At 39.7% G+C, this 19,089-nt stretch carries 9 protein-coding genes; 2 read left to right on the forward strand and 7 right to left on the reverse strand.

All coding sequences use genetic code 11. The features are described 5' to 3' along the window. Positions 1-46: 46 nt before the first annotated feature. The 7 genes from AABJ51_RS14575 to AABJ51_RS14605 all read right to left on the reverse strand — a co-directional run bounded on the left by AABJ51_RS14575 (position 47) and on the right by AABJ51_RS14605 (position 15,154). Positions 47-1,099 carry a glycoside hydrolase family 43 protein gene (locus tag AABJ51_RS14575; RefSeq protein WP_338373143.1) on the reverse strand — a complete coding sequence of 351 codons (1,053 nt, stop codon included), beginning with the start codon at positions 1,097-1,099 and terminating at the stop codon, positions 47-49. A gap of 4 nt (positions 1,100-1,103) precedes the next feature. Continuing rightward, entirely contained in the window at positions 1,104-3,449 is a 2,346-nt protein-coding gene (locus tag AABJ51_RS14580; protein ID WP_338373144.1) for a beta-galactosidase, read from the reverse strand. Between the two features lie 63 nt (positions 3,450-3,512). After that, positions 3,513-4,658: a galactokinase gene (gene galK / locus AABJ51_RS14585; RefSeq protein WP_338373145.1), complete on the reverse strand. Its 1,146-nt coding sequence runs from the start codon at positions 4,656-4,658 to the stop codon at positions 3,513-3,515. Positions 4,659-5,081: 423 nt separating this feature from the next. After that, positions 5,082-7,904, reverse strand: a complete 2,823-nt coding sequence (locus AABJ51_RS14590; RefSeq protein ID WP_338373146.1) for an FAD-binding and (Fe-S)-binding domain-containing protein — start codon at positions 7,902-7,904, stop codon at positions 5,082-5,084. A 214-nt stretch (positions 7,905-8,118) separates the two neighbouring features. After that, entirely contained in the window at positions 8,119-8,934 is an 816-nt protein-coding gene (locus AABJ51_RS14595) for an SDR family oxidoreductase (protein WP_338373147.1), read from the reverse strand. Next, on the reverse strand, positions 8,931-10,121 hold the full coding sequence (uxuA, locus tag AABJ51_RS14600) for a mannonate dehydratase (protein WP_338373148.1): 1,191 nt from the start codon (positions 10,119-10,121) through the stop codon (positions 8,931-8,933). The genes AABJ51_RS14595 and uxuA overlap by 4 nt, the downstream gene beginning before the upstream one ends. Before the next feature lie 767 nt (positions 10,122-10,888). Continuing rightward, a complete protein-coding gene (locus tag AABJ51_RS14605) occupies positions 10,889-15,154 on the reverse strand; it encodes a hybrid sensor histidine kinase/response regulator transcription factor (RefSeq protein ID WP_338373150.1) in 4,266 nt (1,421 codons plus the stop codon). Between the two features lie 612 nt (positions 15,155-15,766). Here AABJ51_RS14605 and AABJ51_RS14610 point away from each other — a divergent pair. Beyond that, positions 15,767-16,687 (forward strand): glycoside hydrolase family 43 protein, encoded by a 921-nt coding sequence (locus AABJ51_RS14610; protein WP_338376011.1) that lies wholly within the window; start codon positions 15,767-15,769, stop codon positions 16,685-16,687. Between the two features lie 224 nt (positions 16,688-16,911). Continuing rightward, the gene (locus AABJ51_RS14615; RefSeq protein ID WP_134435648.1) at positions 16,912-18,882 is read left to right on the forward strand and encodes an alpha-L-arabinofuranosidase family protein; all 1,971 of its coding nucleotides are present in this window, start codon (positions 16,912-16,914) and stop codon (positions 18,880-18,882) included. Positions 18,883-19,089: the final 207 nt, after the last annotated feature.

Consider the following 19,089-nt stretch of genomic DNA (forward strand, 5'->3'; position numbering starts at 1 on the left):
AGAGCCATCTAAGATTTTCTTAAATGGCTCTGCTTTCACTGCATTTTTATTTAAAAGCTGTTGCTATATTCCATTCTGTCTGCCAGGGAATATCGATCTCCCCGTTCTCTTTGAAATGGAGAGGCAGCCATATATAACGGGAGTTTATCAGGTCTGTTTTATTCCATTTGTCGAACATCGCGATATAGGCATTTTCTTTACCTTCGATTTTTAAGACATTGGTGCTTTGACCATAGAATGTAATGTCGGCATCTTTACCGGAGCAGGGATTACCTTTCACTGTCCATTCTCCAAGCATTGAATCTGCAACAGCGTATTCAGCCTGATTCGGGTCCCAGCCGGTACAACCCGATGACAGGATATAGTACTTTCCTTGATGTTTAAATACTGCCGGAGCTTCTCTGGACTGATCTATAAAATTACGGGTGAATTGTCCTGCAGGTTTAAGATAGTCGTCTGTAAGAAGGCTTATGTATAACGTCTTGTTTTCTTCCGAAGAATATATGTGATACGCCTTACCGTCATCATCCTTGAATAGGGTCATATCCCTGCTCATTTGTCCGTTAGGACGCATCGATCCGAGGTACTCGAAATTTCCCGAAGGAGAATCCGATATGGCTACTCCGGCGGCGGCTTTAGCATAATCATGAGAATCGACATGAAGCCACATAACGAACTTTTTGGTCTTTTCGTTATATATTACTTTAGGTCTTTCAAGAACATTTGATGGATGGAGTTCCGAATTGATATCGGTTGTGTCGGGCTTAAGTACAACTCCTTCGAATTTCCAGTTGGTAAGGTCTTTTGAAGAGTAGCAAGAAACGCCTCCGGCCTCTGTCCTGTAACATTCCCAGCTCGGAACTTTCGGATTCCAGTATGTCGAATCGCCTTTGTATTCTCCGTACCAATAGTAAGTACCATCATGGTATAGAATACCACCTCCGTGTGCGTTGATTCGGTTCCCATCGGTATCGAGCCATTCTTCTCCCGATACGATCATTTTTGTATTGGGCTCAGTCGCTGCATCCGGAGCCTTTTTCTGTCCGCAAGCGACAATGACCAATAGAATGATCGAATAAAAAAAGATCTGTTTTTTCATATGATTAGAGTTTAAATGGTTTTAGTTTCAAATATACTCTGTAATTTTTAATCATACCTGTTTGATTCGATTCTGCACGAGGTAGATAAGAGAATCCTGTGATAACCTTTTCTTCATTCAGATCTATAACTATCTGATGAGGATGTTTCATCTTGGTTGTTGAGTAATTGGTATGCCAGAAAGTCGATTCTTGAAGATCAAATACATTACTTGCTATATTATTGGCAACCTCTGTTTCTTCGCTATCGGCATATACTACCTTCCAATGTTGGCGTGAAAGAGGTTTGCCGTCTTCACCTAGAATCTCGAGTTCGGCAATTGCAGAATAATCATCTCCACCGAATGAGTCAAGGGCTTCAAGACAAAAATAACGGGCATTTTGTTTTTTATCAAACTTGATATGCTGCCAGCCGTTTCCAGGTTTGAAAGAGGATTTATAGAACGGAGTTTCGTTACTCAGATCAAGATTTTCGCCTAATTTTCGATGACTATATGCTGCATTTCCGGTAAGTACATCAAGTATCGGTTGACGTAATCCTTCTATTTTAGTTGCTCTTGGTGATGCCAGATCAAATACTATAATTTCGTTTTCGCCTTCTTTCAGCCAGCATCCCGGAACGTATAAAGTCTGTTGGGGTCCGATTTCCCAATAGCGACCCATTGCATGACCATTGACCCAAACCAATCCTTTGCTCCAGTCGCTCATGTTCAGGAATGTATCTCCTGTATTTGCTAAGTTGAATGTTGCTTTGTAATAAGCAGGATGTTTCTGAGTATTCGAATCTTTCTTATAGCTCTTGTCTTTAGCAAAACTGTAATCCACAGGAATATTGAATACCTGCCAGTTTTTAAGATCTTTAGTATTACCATCTGAAGACAATTCTACTTTTTGGGTGATTCCTTTCCAATCGTAAATACCTTTACCGAAATTCATACGTCCCATTGCTTCAACTAAAATATCCAGAACAGCTCCTTCTTTTACAGGAGGCAGGCTTACTATACCTTCACCTTTTAAGCGGCTTAGAGTTGCTATCTTCTTTCCATCGATATATACCTGTGTCCAGTCGTGGGCTTCGGTTATAGTCAGAGTTTGCTCTTTGTCGGATTTCTGAAGTTTGGTGCGATAAAGGATACTTCCCCATCCCTGATCGAAAAATTCCATAGGCTTGATATCTTCACTGAATTTGGGTGCAGGAAGATTCTCAAACAGATTAGCAACCTGAGTAAATTCGATTGCGGGTATGCTGATTGTTGGAATAGAATCCGGAATCTGAGGTAGTGATTGCCCTTCAGGCAGATAATTCTTCAATAATTCCCTAACTTCATAATATTTAGGAGTTGCTTTTCCTGATTCGCTGATTGGCGCATCATAATCATAAGATGTACATGTTGGCGAGAAGTTTGGAAAGTTGGCTCCACCCCAATGTCCGAAACTTGTTCCTCCATGTGTCATGTACAGACTGAATGAAATATTCTGATCAAGCATTTCCTTTAGTCCGTTGACTAATGCCGAGGCACTTCGGGTTTCGTGTTTTGCTCCCCAGTGGTCAAACCATCCTGACCAGAATTCGCTGCACATAAGAGGAGTATCGGGTCGAAGTTCTTTCAGTCTGCGGAATTGGTCTCCGATATTTGCTCCTGTTCCGAAATTGATCGTCCAAAGCAAGCCTTCTAAGGCATTATTTTCGAAGTTGGAGTTCCAGTCGCATTGGAATAATGGAACTTCGTTGAATCCTGCTCCTTTTACTATATCCCTTATTTCGGCGATATATGGTTTGTCAGTACCGAAAGATCCGTATTCGTTTTCGACCTGTACCATTATGATATTACCGCCTTTGCTTATTTGCAGGTCAGCAAGCTGTTTTCCTACTTCGTTCATAAATAGCTTAGTGCGTTCCATGAAATAAGGATCTTGTTCACGCAGGCGGATGTCTTGTTTCTTTAACAGCCACCAAGGTAATCCTCCCATTTCCCATTCGGCACAAACATAAGGGCCGGGACGAACTATAACATACATTCCGTGTTTTTGGGCAAGGCGGCAAAATTCGGCAACATCTTTATTTCCCGAAAAGTCGTATTTGCCTTCCTCCTGTTCGTGCAGATTCCAGAAAATGTAAAGGCATATCGTATTCATGCCTAAGGCTTTGCTCATTTCTATGCGGTGTTCCCAATATTCTTTGGGTATACGCGGATAATGTATTTCTGCTGCCTTAATAACAAAAGGCTTATTGTTGAGTAAAAATGTTTTGTTGCCAACTTCGAATTTACCGGCATTCTTGCCCGGCGTGCAGGCAAAGGTACTCAGAAGTATAGCAAACAAACATACTAAAGATAAAAAGGTCTTCTTCATTGGTATATTTTGTTTATGTAAGGGTTTTAGGCTTTTTATTGTCCGGTTAAGTAACTGTATTGATTATGCCAGTTTGCGAGCTCCGTCTTTAATGACAACATCGTATACTTTGGGTTTTATCTTGAATTTTTGTTCGTAAGCTTCTGTTGCTCTTTTTATAAAGCCATCATGTAATTCGTCTTTTACGAGATTGATGGTACAGCCACCGAATCCTCCACCCATCACTCGTGAACCGGTAACTCCGCATTGACGGGCTACATCATTCAGAAAGTCAAGTTCGGCACAGCTCACTTCATATTTCCGGCTTAGACCGATATGGGTTTCATACATTTTTTTACCTACGGTTTCGTAGTCTCCATTTTTCAAGGCTTCACAGGCATCCTGCAGGCGTTGTATTTCTTCGATTACAAACTCAGCACGCATGTAATCTTCGGCACTAACTTCGTTGGCTACTTCTTTCAGCATATCCAGATTGGCATCTCTCAGCAATTCTACTTCGGGATGATATTTTCTGATGTATGATGCTGCATTTTCGCATGATTCTCGACGCTTGTTGTATGCTGAAGATGCTAGCTCGTGAGCGACACATGTATTAATAAGCACCAAACGATAGCCTTTCGGATCGAAAGGAACATACTCATACTCTAAAGTACGGCAATCTAAACGGATCAATGAACCTTCTTTTCCGAAACAAGACGCAAACTGATCCATGATTCCGCATTTAACTCCTACGTAATTGTGTTCGGTGGCTTGTCCTATTTTAGCCAATTCGAATCGATCGAATCCGCAATTGAATAAGTCGTTTATGGCAAAACCAAAACAGCTTTCGAGTGCCGCCGAAGATGACATTCCGGCTCCAAGAGGGACATCTCCCGCAAATACACAATCAAAACCGTGGAGTTTAGCTTCTCGTTTGATCATTTCCTGACAAACTCCGAAGATATATTTAGCCCACTGTTTTACCGGAGGTGTTTTCAGATCGAATTCAGCCATTTCCGAAAGATCCATAGCATAGGCTCGAATTTTATCCGATGTATCATTGGGTTTTATTATGCAGTACATTGCTTTGTCGATAGCTCCCGGTAGAACGAAACCTCCGTTATAGTCGGTATGTTCTCCGATCAGGTTTATTCTACCCGGTGAAGTGTAAACTATACCTTCAGTATTAAATAATGATTGAAATTTTTCGTGAAGGGCTTGTAATTCCATTTTATATGCTTTGTATTATTTAGTAAATAGATAGTTTCCTTCATACAAATATCTAAAATAAAACGGAAGGCATATAGTACTATATAAATCAGAACAGTGCTATAAATAGGTCATCTGCCTGAATTTTTCTACTTTGTGAATCAATAAAGAAGAAAAAACCGGACTGATTAAGAGTAATCAGTCCGGCATTTCCAAAAAGTTCGTAATTTTTTAAGTAACGAAAGCATTGTCTGACTCCTTTCAACATAACAACTGTTTGTGGTTGTTATGTCTTATCAGTCAATAAATAGTTGTGTACTTTAGATGTCTATAATTCATTAATTAACAGAAAGTATTTAATGATGTATATCAGAGAGATAGCTATCTGTTGCTTTTATGCTTGTAAAGTTACCAAAAAGGTCTGCGACCTTAATTGATAAGAGCCTATCGGGTAACTTCATCAATCAGGTAAAATATAGACTTAAAGTTAATGTCGCTGTACTCGCTCATTCCTATTTCGCAAGTACGGCTGGTTGAATATCCTTCAGTACAGTTCACGGGAATCTGTTCGGCCAGATGTCTCTGACCGTGTTTGTTTAATTCGGGGTAAGTAAAACCTCTGTCTCCGGCAAAACCGCAGCAATTACTTTCAACGAAAGCAACCTCTTTCGAGCACATTTTTGCCAGTTTCAGTAAGTTCTGTTCCATACCAATTTTTTTTACGGAACAAACAGGGAATACTGTTACTATATCTCTGGGTGATTTTACATCCAATTTGGGCATAACATATTTAAGCATAAACTCGATAGGATCGTATACTTTCAGATCCTTATTAGTATATGCTTCATGGAATGTATAGAAACAAGGACTCATATCGAATAGGATAGGGTATTTTCCGTTTTCTGAGGCTTTGTATAAGGCGTCTTCGAGTTCCTTCGATTTTCGGGAGCCTTCTTCTTTCAATCCCTTACTGCTGAAAGCCATACCGCAGCACAGATCATTCAGAGCCTCGGGGTAAATAATGGTGAATCCGGCGCGAATCAATAATTCTTCTGTTTTGCGTGTAAGTTCTACTTCGTCTTTTTTGTAACCTTTCGATTTGCCCATTGTCCTATTTATGCACGAAGGGAAATAAACAACCTTGTCGGCTTGTCCTGCATTAGCGATAGAATGTTTGATTTTGTGTGCGCCTTTGGGCATATCTTTATTCCATTTGGGTATAGCATTTCCTGATATCTTACGCATACCTCCGGCTATTCCCCCCATTAAACTATCGCCCAGTACAGTATGCCAGAAGTTAACGAAGTTGAGCCCGACACGTCCGGCTGATGTTACACGATCCATGTGACTTCCGATATAAGCTGCGTTTTTCTTTGCACTGTCGCTTGCCTCGAGATGCCTGTGATCTTTAATGAACTTACCTGTGTCGATTTTTACCGGACATAATAAGCCGCAAAGACCATCTGTGGCGCAGGTTTCATCAGAGAAATATTTTGCGTCTTTCAACATTTGTGTCAAACGGGTAGCATCTTCACCTGTCGATTTTAAACGAACTATTTCTCGGGCAATTACAATCCGTTGGCGTGGAGATAATGTCAGTCCTTCTGCGACACAATTCGGTTCACAGAATCCGCATTCCATGCATTTATCAACCAATTCATTAACCGCAGGCAGCGGTTTCAGATTTTCGAGGTGTATTTTAGGGTTCTTATTGATAATTACCCCCGGATTGATTAGTTTGTATGGGTCGAAGGTGTCCTTTATACGAATCATTATATTATAGGCGGCTTCACCCCATTCTTGCTCAACAAACGGAGCCATATTTCGTCCGGTTCCGTGTTCTGCTTTCAGAGATCCGTCGTATTTATTGACTACGATATCAGCCAGATCATCCATCAATGTCGCATAGCGTTGTACTTCTTCATCTGTCGTGAAATCCTGTGAAAAAGTAAGATGGAGGTTACCATCAAGGGCATGGCCGAATAGAACAGCATCTTTATATCCGAGTCTCTTGAATAAGGCTTTTATATCAAGGGCAGCGGGAGCAAGGCTTTCGACAGGAAATGCTACGTCTTCGATAAGGCAGGTTGTACCTGTTCGTCTCAACCCTCCGACTGATGATAGTAGTCCTTTACGAGCTTTCCAGTTGAAATTGTATTCTTTCGGGTCGGATGTGAAAGTATAGGGTTGTATTGTAGGATATGCTTCCACTCCTTTGCGGATAGCAGCTTCCTTGTCAGCCATTTCTTCCTGAGTATTTCCCTGTATTTCTACAAGTAATACACAGGCTGTCTCCGGCATTGTCCGGAAATAATCGGGAGCATCCGGATCGTCTTCGACCGACCTGATAGAGTCACGGTCTAATAGTTCTACTGCCGATACAGGACTGACCTTTAATGCCGGTACTGCTTCACAGGCTTTCTCAATAGTTTCGAAGATCATTAGGGCACAAGCCTTGAACTTCTCGTCAATCACTGTATGGTAAGTGAGATTTGAGATAAATGCGAGCGTACCTTCAGCACCTACAATGAGGTGTTTGATTATGTCGAATGGATCTTCGTAATCTACTAATGCATTGATGCTATAACCTGTAGTATTCTTTATCTTAAATTTGCGTTTGATCCTTTCGTACAGAACATCGTCTGCCTTTATATCGTCCCGTAATTTTATGATTTCCTCGATTATCTCAGGATGTTTGTTTGTGAATTCTTGCTTGCTTTGTTCGTCTGCCGTATCCAGAATTGTACCATCATACAGAACAATACGTACATCGGCTATTGTTTTATAAGAATTTTGAGACGTTCCGCAACACATTCCACTTGCATTGTTAGAGGCGATCCCTCCGATCATGGCGGCATTTATAGATGCCGGATCAGGACCGATTTTGCGTCCGTATGGCTGCAAAAATATGTTGGCTCGAGCTCCCGTGATACCCGGTTGAAGTTTTATTTTCAGACCATCGTCCAATATCCAGTAATTTTTCCAATTATGAGTTGCGACTATCAGTACGGAGTCTGTTATCGCTTGTCCTGATAAACTTGTTCCTGCTGCCCGGTATGTAACCGGTATATTGCGTTTGCCTGTTTCGCGGATTACTTCTACGGCTTCCTTTTCAGAATGGACTTGAACTACCAATTTGGGTATTAGTCGGTAAAAACTGGCATCTGTACCGTATGCTAATAGTTGGAGAGGATTTGTAATGAGACGATTTGGGTCGATAGTTTTAGCCAATTCGTCTCGTAATTGTTGATAGTCTGCTGATAACATGATATATGGTGTTTTAGTTGATCGTTATTGAAAACACTCTGGTGTACGCAAGTTAAAAAACATATTTAAGAAAAAGAAGGAATAAGCAGAGAGATATTCCTTTTAATGTTAAAGAACATCTATTTGTTACTGTGATTAGGTTCTGATGAAAAAAAGAGGAGAAAAAAATGACTTTTTCTCCTCTTTAAGGTCTCCTTATCCGATAAAATGTAACTTATACACCACTATATACGATAAAGCCTCCATCGACAGCTATGACTGTTCCGGTGATGAAGCTGGCAGCTTTAGAACATAAGAATTGTACTAGTCCGTTTAATTCATCTATGTCTCCGAATCTTTTCATCGGTGTCTGAGCTAGTATCTTCTGGCTTCTTTCTGTTAGAGAACCATCGGGGTTAATTAATACTGCCCTGTTTTGGTCGCCGATGAAGAAGCCGGGAGCAATAGCATTGACCCGTATTCCGTCTCCGTATTTTAGAGCCATTTCGCAGGCAAGCCATTCTGTAAAGTTAGTTATTGCAGCCTTCGCGGCGGAATATCCGGGTACACGGGTTATTGCCGAAAGAGCAGCCATAGACGAAATATTGATAATATTACCTGTTTTCTGTTCAGCCATAACACTGCCGAATATCTGGCATGGGTATACTGTCCCGTTCATATTCAGGTCGATAACTTTATCCCAGTCTTCCAGCTTCATATCGAAGAATGGCTGATCGGGAGCGAGGGTCGCACCGGGAACATTCCCTCCTGCGACATTTACCAATATATCAATTCGTCCGAACTTGTCCAGAATATCTTTCTTACTTTGTTCAAGACTAGCAATATTCATTACATCCGCCTGAATAAAAGTGGCATCTCCTCCCTTAGCCAGAAGCTCAGAGACAAACTTTTCTCCTTTTTCCTTAGAGCGACCCAATACGGCGACTTTAGCACCTTGTTCTGCCAAGTGTTTAGCTATATTTGATCCTAAAACACCATAGCCGCCTGTAACAACAGCTACTTGTCCTTGTATGCTAAATTGTTCGTTCATTCTTTCAGATCTGCATTAATCATTAATTCTTCATCTACGGTCGCTATCACCCCGTCGAGTTGTGCAAGTGCATACATCCGTCCGAGAAATGAATAGCCGGGATTATATCCTTTATTCTCATCTCCGAGCATAAGTCGTCCGTGGTCTACCCTCATTGGCAGGCTAGGATTAGCTTTTTCGAATATGCGCACCAGATCAATGAGGTGTCCGCGCCCTTTGAGGTGCGGAGCTTCGATAAAGTTTCCGTTCGAAAGGACGTTCGTACTTCTCATGTGAATAAAATGAGTTCTTGAAGCATACTTTTCGGCAAGAGCCGGAACATCATTGTGTATTCCCGCACTGAGTGATCCTGCGCAGAATGTTAAGCCGTTACGTGGATGATCCACAGCCTTCAGAAACCATTCTATATCTTCGTCACTTGTAACTATCCGTGGTAATCCCAGTAATTGAAAGGGAGGATCATCCGGATGAACGCATAGGTTTACATTGTACTTTTCACAATCAGGAATGACCTGTTCTAGGAAATATTTCATGTTTTGACGCAATTGATCTCTGTCGATGCCGTCATATAAAGCGAGTAACTGCTTGAATTTTTCGACCGGATTGAGCTCTCCCTCTTTGATATTACCATTTATAAAACCTTGGGTTTTTACAATGATTGTATCAATCAAAGCTTCTTTTTCGGCTTCTGTTATCATTGCTGCGAGGCTTTCAACCTTTTCCAGCTCTTCTGCAGTATAGGCCTTTTCAGCTCCTTTTCGTTCAAGGATATGACAATCGAAATATGCAAATTTGATCTTATCAAAATACAGCGAAGTGGTTCCATCGGGTGAAGGATAAGATAGATCGGTGCGCACCCAGTCGATGACAGGCATAAAATTATAGCAAACCGTTCTGATACCTGCCTGTCCTAAATTGGCTATGCTGGTTTTGTATTTCTCGATGAGCTCGTCCCTGTCGGCTCCTCCGTATTTGATAGACTCACTTACCGGAAGGCTTTCTACGACAGACCAGTGCAGTCCTGCTTCTTCAATGTACCATTTGAGGTTATTGATCGCTTCCAAAGTCCAGATTTCTCCATTAGGGATGTCGTGTAATGCCGTAACAATGCCTTCAACTCCAATTTGCCTGAGCATAGGGAGGGTTATCTGATCTTTTTTGCCGAACCATCTCCAAGTTTTTTCCATATGCAATTATATTAGATTTATTTTTTATCTGAAAAGCAAAAATAGGAATATAAGTCTATTATTATTCCATTTGATTCTGATTATTTATGTTAAAGATCGAAAACATCCAGCCGGATCTCTAAAAAATACGATTGCCGCGGCTCACGCAACAGACAATCGTATGTAAGTAGAGAATAAATAGAGTGTTATATAAATCAATCAAAAGAACCAATGTTCCGGGATATGTTTTATATCGCCGGAGAAAGTCAATAAATCTGATTGTTTTGAATTGATTCTTCCCATTAGCTGCATATTTTGCAACGTTAAAATTCCGTTTTAGAAATACTTGAAATGTGAGGGATTCTTTATCTGTTTTATGCTATAAAACGCAACTTTTCCATCTATAATAAACTGCTTTTTCAGGCAGGTTATTCTGTTGGTAAATCTATGAACTGTAGGTGTGATAAAACTTAATATGTGAATAACTTATGAGACACACCAGCCTTTATAGATTATTTATTGTCCGGAAAATAGATTGAAATGTTATATTCCTAATATATGCTGTCTTTTTAATTAAAACCAATCCCTTATACATTATCGTTGTTTACAATACAAAAGTACGGATTTATATGCAGATGTAGTAACGTTATTGAGCCTCCTTCCGATTATTGATCTTTAATTCTTTAAATGGATAATTCTTTTTGTGTTGTGTAATATGTTGTTTGTCATTTGTTTAATGTTTTTGATTCATTGTTTGGCAGATCAATTTTGTCTTTGTTTTTTAACTATCACAATTTACTTTTTAACAAAACACTGGGTGATAAACCGAATTGTTTTGTAAAACATCTGGTGAAATATTTAGGGTCATTAAAACCAACTTCGTATGCTATTTCGGCTACGGACAGATTTTTGTTTTCCTGATTTTTAAGCAGTATTTCACGAGCCAGATTCAAGCGGTAACTTCTTATGAATTGCCCGGCCGACTGCCCTGCCAGAGTCTGCATCTTTTGGTGCATCAGGCTTTTTGAAACATTCATATCGCGGATAAAATTGCTTACTTCGTAGTCAGGGTTTTTATAGTTCTTTTTTATGATTTCAAGAGCTTTGCTGAGGAATATATCGTCTTTTGATTGCTTTTCGATATTAAGGTCATCTATGTTCATGTACAACCCAAAACGGCGTTGATATAATTTTCGGGTTTCCAGAATATTATGGATGCGGGTAAGCAATACATCTTCGTCGAATGGCTTATTGAGATATTCATCGACTCCGATCCTGTAACTTGCGAGACGGGTTTCTTTTGATGTTTTTGCCGTCAGCATCAGGAATGGAATATGTGAAGTGTTAATATCCTCTTTTACTTTCTGCGAAAGTTCCAACCCGTCCATGATAGGCATCATGAGGTCGCTGACAATAAAATCAATGCGTTCTTGTTTCATTAATGATACTGCTTCTTCTCCGTTGCCGGCCTCTACTATCCGGTAATAGTCGGATAATATAGACGATATATAGCTTCTCATATCTATGTTGTCTTCGGCAACCAGTATGGTAAGTCTGTCAGATGTCTGTTGATCCGAATCAACAGTCTCTATACCTGAATGAGTTTCCGTATCTGCGGTTGTCTCCCGTATGATTGTTTCACTACTTGCCTCTTCTGTTTCGAGGGGTAAAAGTATACGGAACGAAGATCCCTTGTTCGGATTATTCTTTGCATAAATAACACCGTCCTGCAATTCTATGATGTTCTTACATAAGTACAGCCCGATGCCCGTTCCGCTCTGTCCCGATACCGTGTAAGACGGTTGATTTTTAGATTGATAAAAACGGTCGAATATTCGGGTTATATCTTTGTCTTCTATTCCCTGCCCATCATCCGAGACCGAGATATACAGCTTTTGTTCTTGCTTCTGGTTGGATATTTTGGTTACATAAATACGGATTATTCCATTTTCGGGAGTGAATTTCAGAGCATTCGATAATAGGTTGGATATTACCTTGAGCATTGCTTCTTCATCGAACATAATACAGGGATTATCAAGTCTGAAATATTTCAATATCCTGATATTGCGTTCGTAGGCAAAAGCATCAAAAGGAATAATGAGTTCATCCAAAAAAGTAACAAAATTGCCGTTAGTTTGCATTATTCCCATTTGTTCCGATTCTACTTTCCTGAAATCCATTAATTGATTTACCAGAGAGAGTAAATGTCTCGAATTACGTGATACATATTGCAATTGTTCTATAACCCTTGGGTTGGTACTAAGTTTCAGAGCCTTGTCTATAGGTCCCATGATAAGAGTGATAGGGGTACGGAACTCATGTGTGATATTTGTGAAAAAGTTAACCTTATCATTCATGGCCTCCTGTATTTTATCGGACATCTTAATCAATTGTTTCCTTTGATTTAAGATCTTCCCATTCTGTTCGATAAGTATTTCATTCTGGCGTTTCAGTTCCTCTGCCTGATCTACAAGTAAATGTTTTTGATTCTCTAATGCTTTTGTCCGTTCTATCACTTTATGGTGCAGTTCGTCTTTTTGTTTTTTCAGCATGGATATTCTCCATCGGTACAGTCGGAATATTATAAAAGCTAAAACTAATACTGATAACGATATAAACCAGAATGTTTTATAAAAATAGGGTCGTATTTGTATCGTGAGTTCTGTTATATTTCCGTTATCCGGCTTATTGTCCGGCGATATACTCCGTACCTGTAAAGTGTATGTTCCGGGTTGAAGGTTGGTGAAACTGGCAAAACGGCGGTTGCTCGGGACATCCACCCATTTATTGTCGAATCCCACTAAGCGGTACGAATAAGCTACTGTCTGCGGATTGTCATAATCCAGGGCAGAAAACTCCACCGAAAAAGATTTATCATTTTCGTGCAAGCTGATCCGGTCTGTGTAAGAAATGTCTTCATGCAGATATTTACCTGTTTCTGTCCAGACTGTTTTGTTTAAAACCTGAAGTTTAGTAAATACCACTCGTGGAGGTTTGCTGTATGCTGGTTGCTGTCTATTCTGAATCTCGGTCAATCCATTCATACTGCCGAAATATATGGCATGGGTTGACGGAGACTTATAGCTGGCGTTCCAATAGAATTGGAGTTCATTCAGCCCGTCGTTTTTTGTATAATTGACTATACGGTTGTTTTGAGGGTTATAAGAAGATATCCCGTAGCCTGTACTCATCCACATAGTTCCATGCTGATCTTCGAGTATGCCCAAGACCATATTATTTGCTAACCCCTGATTGGTGGTATATAAGCGGTGTTTCCATCTGCCGTCTGTTTTTTCCAATATGCAGAAACCATATCCTTTGCTGCCCAGCCATATTTTTCCGTCTTTACTTTGGTAGATGCTTGTGACGTTTTTCAAGAACAGGTCATCCATCATTTTGTCCTGTAGATTGAGGTAGCTTGCGGCGCACTTTACTGTTTGTTTATTCAGCGTGTTGAGGTTTATCATTATCAAGCCGTTTTCTGTACCCGTCCACAGTATATTATTGCTGTCGATAAAGGCTCCCGGCAGGTTCTTCCGGTTTCGTATTTCCTTAGGCAGGGGAGATAGTATCCGTTCTGAGCCTAGATCATAGAAACAGATACCTTGCATTGCCCCGATCCATACACCGTTGTTTTTCTTATCGTAATTTAAACTCGAAATATAGGTGAGCTCCATGTTGTTCAATTTCGGTATAATTTGCCTGAAATGAGGTCGTTCTATTGAGGACAGATTGAGTATGTTAAGCCCCTTTCCCCATGTCCCGATCCACAGGTTATTATTTCCGTCTTCTTCCAAGGCACTCACTGTATTGTGGCTGAGAAGCCCTTCTTCGTATGTGTAGTGTCTGAATTCCGATTCGCCTTTTCGTTTCAGGTTCAACCCTCCTTCTACCGAACCGACCCACAGATTACCCATATTATCTTCTGTAATTGCATTAACGGGATTAGACGAAATAGAGCTGCGGTCTTTGTCATTATGAATATAATTATGAATGATGAGCCGAGGTAAAGTCATTTTGTTGATTCCTCCTGCTTCGGTCCCTATCCATAAAACGTTTCCATCGGATAGCAGGCAATTGATAAAGTCACTGTTTATTGTCTGGGTATTTGTTGTGTGCGAGATCCGCTCGAATCTATCTGTTGACGGATCGTAAAAGTTTAAGCCTCTCAGGGTGCTGATTACAAAAGATCCGTCCTGAGTGACGGCAAAGTCGGTTATCATGTTCTGAGTAAGTGTTTCGGGGTCATATTCCGAATGAAAATACCATTTGGATTCCTGCGTTGCCGCATTGTATTTAAACAGTCCCCTGTCTGTGCCTATCCAGATATGATTTTTGACTTTGATAATGGATGATATTGTACATTCTTTTCCAAAATCGGGAAGTCCCGGAGCCGGATGTAAAAACAAAATACCGTCTTCCGATACAGTGGCATTATAAACGATACCTTGTCTTGCAACCCATACTTCATTGTCAATTTCTACGAGTCCTGTAAAAGTTGTATTGTCTCCCTTGTTTAATCTTTTGTTTAGGGTCAGTACGTCTTTTACTGTACCGGATGTATCGAAACTGATTCTGTAAATCTTATTATCGCCTGTAATCCATACGTTGCCTTTGTTGTCTTTATGAACGGAATGGAGATCATTTCCCCCGATACGTGATATTTTCTGGTTCTCGGTTATGGTATTGCTCTTTTGCATTGTCTTCAGGTCGATAATATCTAAGCCTAAATCGGATATAATCCATAATCGGTTGAAATTATCTTCACAGGTCTTTCTTACGAAATTACTTTTGAGGGCGACGGGTGAACTGTTTACATCGAGTTTAATAAATTCATATCCGTCATACCTTGATAATCCACCGCCTTGTGTCGAGACCCAAAGGAATCCTTTGCTGTCTTTATACAGATCATCGATGAAATTGATAGGCAAACCTTCATCAATCGAAATAGTACTGAATACATATTTCGACAGTGTATTATTAAGTGCATAATTTTTTAGCGGATAAATTATGCAGGAAAGAAAGACGATGAAAAAGACAAAAATACCTTTCATGGCGATTACAGTTAAACAGGCTCTTGGTGACGTTTTTTATTTTATGAATCTACTCTGTTATACAGGTGATTAAAGATGAAAAGGTAACAAAAGTTACGTATGAAATGTATTTTTTTATGCCATCTTTTTTTTTGCTTGGACATCTGATTTGCCCCTGCAATTTGATTTAATGACTGACCTTGTATTCAGATTTAAAAGAATTCATCTTATAGATAAAAATTGATATTATATGACAGCCAATGTTCGGTGATATATTTCGGGATCAATAAACAGATCTAAGACCTTTAGTAAAGGTATGTATTCTTCTCAAAAAAGAAAAACGATAATCTGGCGAGGATACTCAATTTGGCTATATGTTCACCCAAAATGGAAATTTGTCCACCTTTATTTCTTTTGTAGGCTCTATTTTTGTCATTGCTAACCCATATAGGTCTTAACCTTGTTTGCCTCGCCTTCGCTTCGGCGATTGTTAATCGTTGATTTTGAAAGCATAGCACAATGGATGGTTATCGCTGTTAAATACATTCTGAATATTAGATACCATAAACTCCGATTATGATAAAATTGATACTCTCTTTTCTTCTTTTAAGTGCATGTTCTTTTCTTTATAGTATGAGAGGAGCCGTTCAGGATACTACATTTGTTGTAGACGGTAATCCGATCATTAAACATAAATATACCGCCGATCCGGCAGCTTTAGTATATAACGATAAAGTGTATCTGTATGCCGGACACGATGAGTGCCCTGTTCCTGAAAACAGGTATGAGATAAATGAATGGCTTGTATTTTCGTCTGATGATATGATTACATGGACAGAACATGCTGTTCCTCTAACACCGAAGGCATTTAGCTGGGCAAAAGGTGAAGCATGGGCTTCTCAGGTAATTGAGCGTAATGGTAAATTTTATTGGTACGTAACAGTCGAACATGGTTCTGTACATGGTAAGTCGATAGGTGTTGCTGTAGCAGACAACCCGTTAGGGCCGTTTGTTGATGCGAGAGGCTCTGCACTTATTGTAAATGACATGACTACCCAATATACTAAAATCTCGTGGGACGATATAGACCCTACGGTGTGGATAGATGATGACGGACAGGCATACCTTATATGGGGAAATACCCAATGTTATTACGCAAAACTGAAAGATAATATGATAGAGCTCGACGGGCCAGTTATGCCTATTCATTTGGATCATTTTACCGAAGCCCCGTGGATACATAAGCGTAATGGCTGGTATTATTTATCATACGCCCAGTTCTTCCCCGAAAAGATAGGGTATTCTATGAGCCGCAGTATAAACGGACCTTGGGAATATAAAGGAATTCTGAATGAAATAGCTGGTAATTCTAATACCAATCATCAGTCTATTATCGAATTTAAAGACGAATGGTATTTTATTTACCATAATGGAGGAGTTGAGCCGCATGGAGGAAGTTTCCGTCGTTCGGTATGTATTGACCGGCTTTATTATAACAATGACGGAACCCTTAAGAGAGTACAAATGACATCGGAAGGATTAACCGTAAAGTAATCAATTTATACTGATCTTATTTTAGATACTCAAATACTGACTTGTTGATTATGGATTTTTTTCTGTTGATGGTAGAGTTATTTAAAAATAAATGTAAAAAACACACTGAATATATTGGTGTGAAAGTTTTAATGCTTATTTTAGAGTCCTTGAAGCATCATGTTGCTAGTTCCTTAAATAGAAAAATCCATTAATATATATTAAAACCAATTATTTAATCAATCATGAAAAATCTCTGTAAAGCATTAAGCATTGCTTGTCTTCTCGGGATAACGCAGGCCGGATACTCTCAGCAGTCGCCGTCTTACGATCTGACACTCGATACGAAAAAAGCAGGCACAGCGATTCAATCAACTATGTACGGTTTGTTCTTTGAAGACATAAACTTTGCTGCTGATGGCGGTTTGTATGCCGAGTTGGTGAAAAATCGTTCTTTTGATTTTCCTCAAAGCCTGATGGGATGGTATGCCTTTGGTAAGGTTGAAGTAAAAAATGACAATCCACTATTCGATAAAAATCCGAATTATGTAGTTTTATCTGATCCGGGACATCCTCATAAGCGTACCGGAATAGAGAATGAAGGATTCAGAGGTATGGGATTCAAAAAAAATGAGTCATATCGTTTTACTGTCTGGGCAAAATCTCTTAATACAGGAGAAAATCAAGGCATAAGAATCGATTTACTGGATTCAAAGAATGACATTCTTAATACTCAGAAATTAGTGATAAACTCTTCCGAATGGAAGAAATACGAGATAGTACTTACTCCCAAAGAAACAGACGCAAAAGGACGCCTGCGTATTTTCCTTGATTCTAAAGGATCTGTTGCTTTGGAACATGTTTCATTGTTTCCGGTAGATACATACAAAGGTCGTGAAAACGGACTGAGAAAAGATTTGGCGGAAGCCTTAGCTGATATTCATCCCGGAATTTTTCGTTTCCCCGGAGGATGTATTGTCGAAGGTACAGATCTGGATACCCGTTACAATTGGAAAAATACAGTTGGTGCAGTTGAAAACAGGCCAGTGAACGAGAACCGTTGGCATTATACATTCCCTCACCGTTTTTATCCTGATTATTATCAGAGTTACGGACTTGGATTCTATGAATACTTTCTGCTTTCTGAAGATATCGGAGCTGAACCCTTGCCTGTTGTTAGCTGCGGATTGTCTTGTCAGTATCAGAATGATAAGGAAGAGTGCCATGTGCCATTGAGCGAATTGGATTCTTATGTACAGGATGCTCTTGATTTGATTGAATTTGCAAACGGTCCTGTTACATCCAAATGGGGTAAGGTGCGTGCTGATATGGGGCATCCTGCTCCGTTCAATATGAAATATATAGGTGTAGGTAACGAGCAATGGGGAGATGAATATGTACAAAGGCTTGCTCCTTTTGTGAAGGCAATACGAGCTAAGTATCCGGAAATTAAAATAGTAGGAAGTTCAGGGCCTTCGGCTGACGGAAAAGACTTTGATTACCTGTGGCCTGAAATGAAAAAACTGAAAGTGGATTTGGTTGACGAGCATTACTATAAAGATCCTGAGTGGTTCCTGAAAAGTGCCAGTCGTTATGATAATTATGATCGTAAAGGACCTGCTGTATTTGCCGGAGAGTATGCTTGCCATGTTCCAAGCCGGGCTAATAATTTCCAGTCGGCACTGTACGAAGCTGCATTTATGACCGGACTTGAGCGTAATGCTGATATTGTGCACATGTGTACTTATGCTCCATTGTTGGCTCATGTGGATGCATGGCAATGGAGACCCGATATGATCTGGTTTGATAACCTGACTTCGATGAAGACTCCTAACTATTATATTCAGCAGATGTATGCTCAGAATAAAGGAACGAATACCGCTACCCTGACTAGAAATAATCTTCCGGTATCGGGACAGGATGGTATTTATGCTTCTGCGGTATATGATAAAGACGAAAATTGCTATATCATAAAAGTTGCTAATACGAGTCCAGACTCAAAAGATATCAATGTTACGCTGACTGGATTGAAGAAGAATGCAGTTATTTCGTTAGGTGATTGTGTTGAATTAAAATCTTCAAGCCTTGACGATGTAAATACTTTGGCACAGCCTGCTAATATTACACCGCAAAAAACATCAGCACGTATCGAAGGAAATACCCTGAAAGTATTTGCCAAAGGCTTATCTTTTGCTTTCTATAAAGTAAAACTATAACTACAAGATAATAAGAATTCATATTGATGATTCTTAATCTCTTATAGAAAAGACAATCAGGATAATTAGTTAGTTTATTATCCTGATTGTTCTTCTTTCTGATTACCTCTTATCCGTTCAATTATTTTAGTTCGATCATAAATTACAGATGAGCTTCAAAGCATATCTTTGACCCTCTTCATCCTCAATCACTTTTAATCTAAACTG

This window comes from Indolivaga capnocytophagoides, from assembly GCF_036511535.1.
Taxonomy (GTDB): Bacteria; Bacteroidota; Bacteroidia; order Bacteroidales; family Dysgonomonadaceae; genus Dysgonomonas_A; species Dysgonomonas_A capnocytophagoides.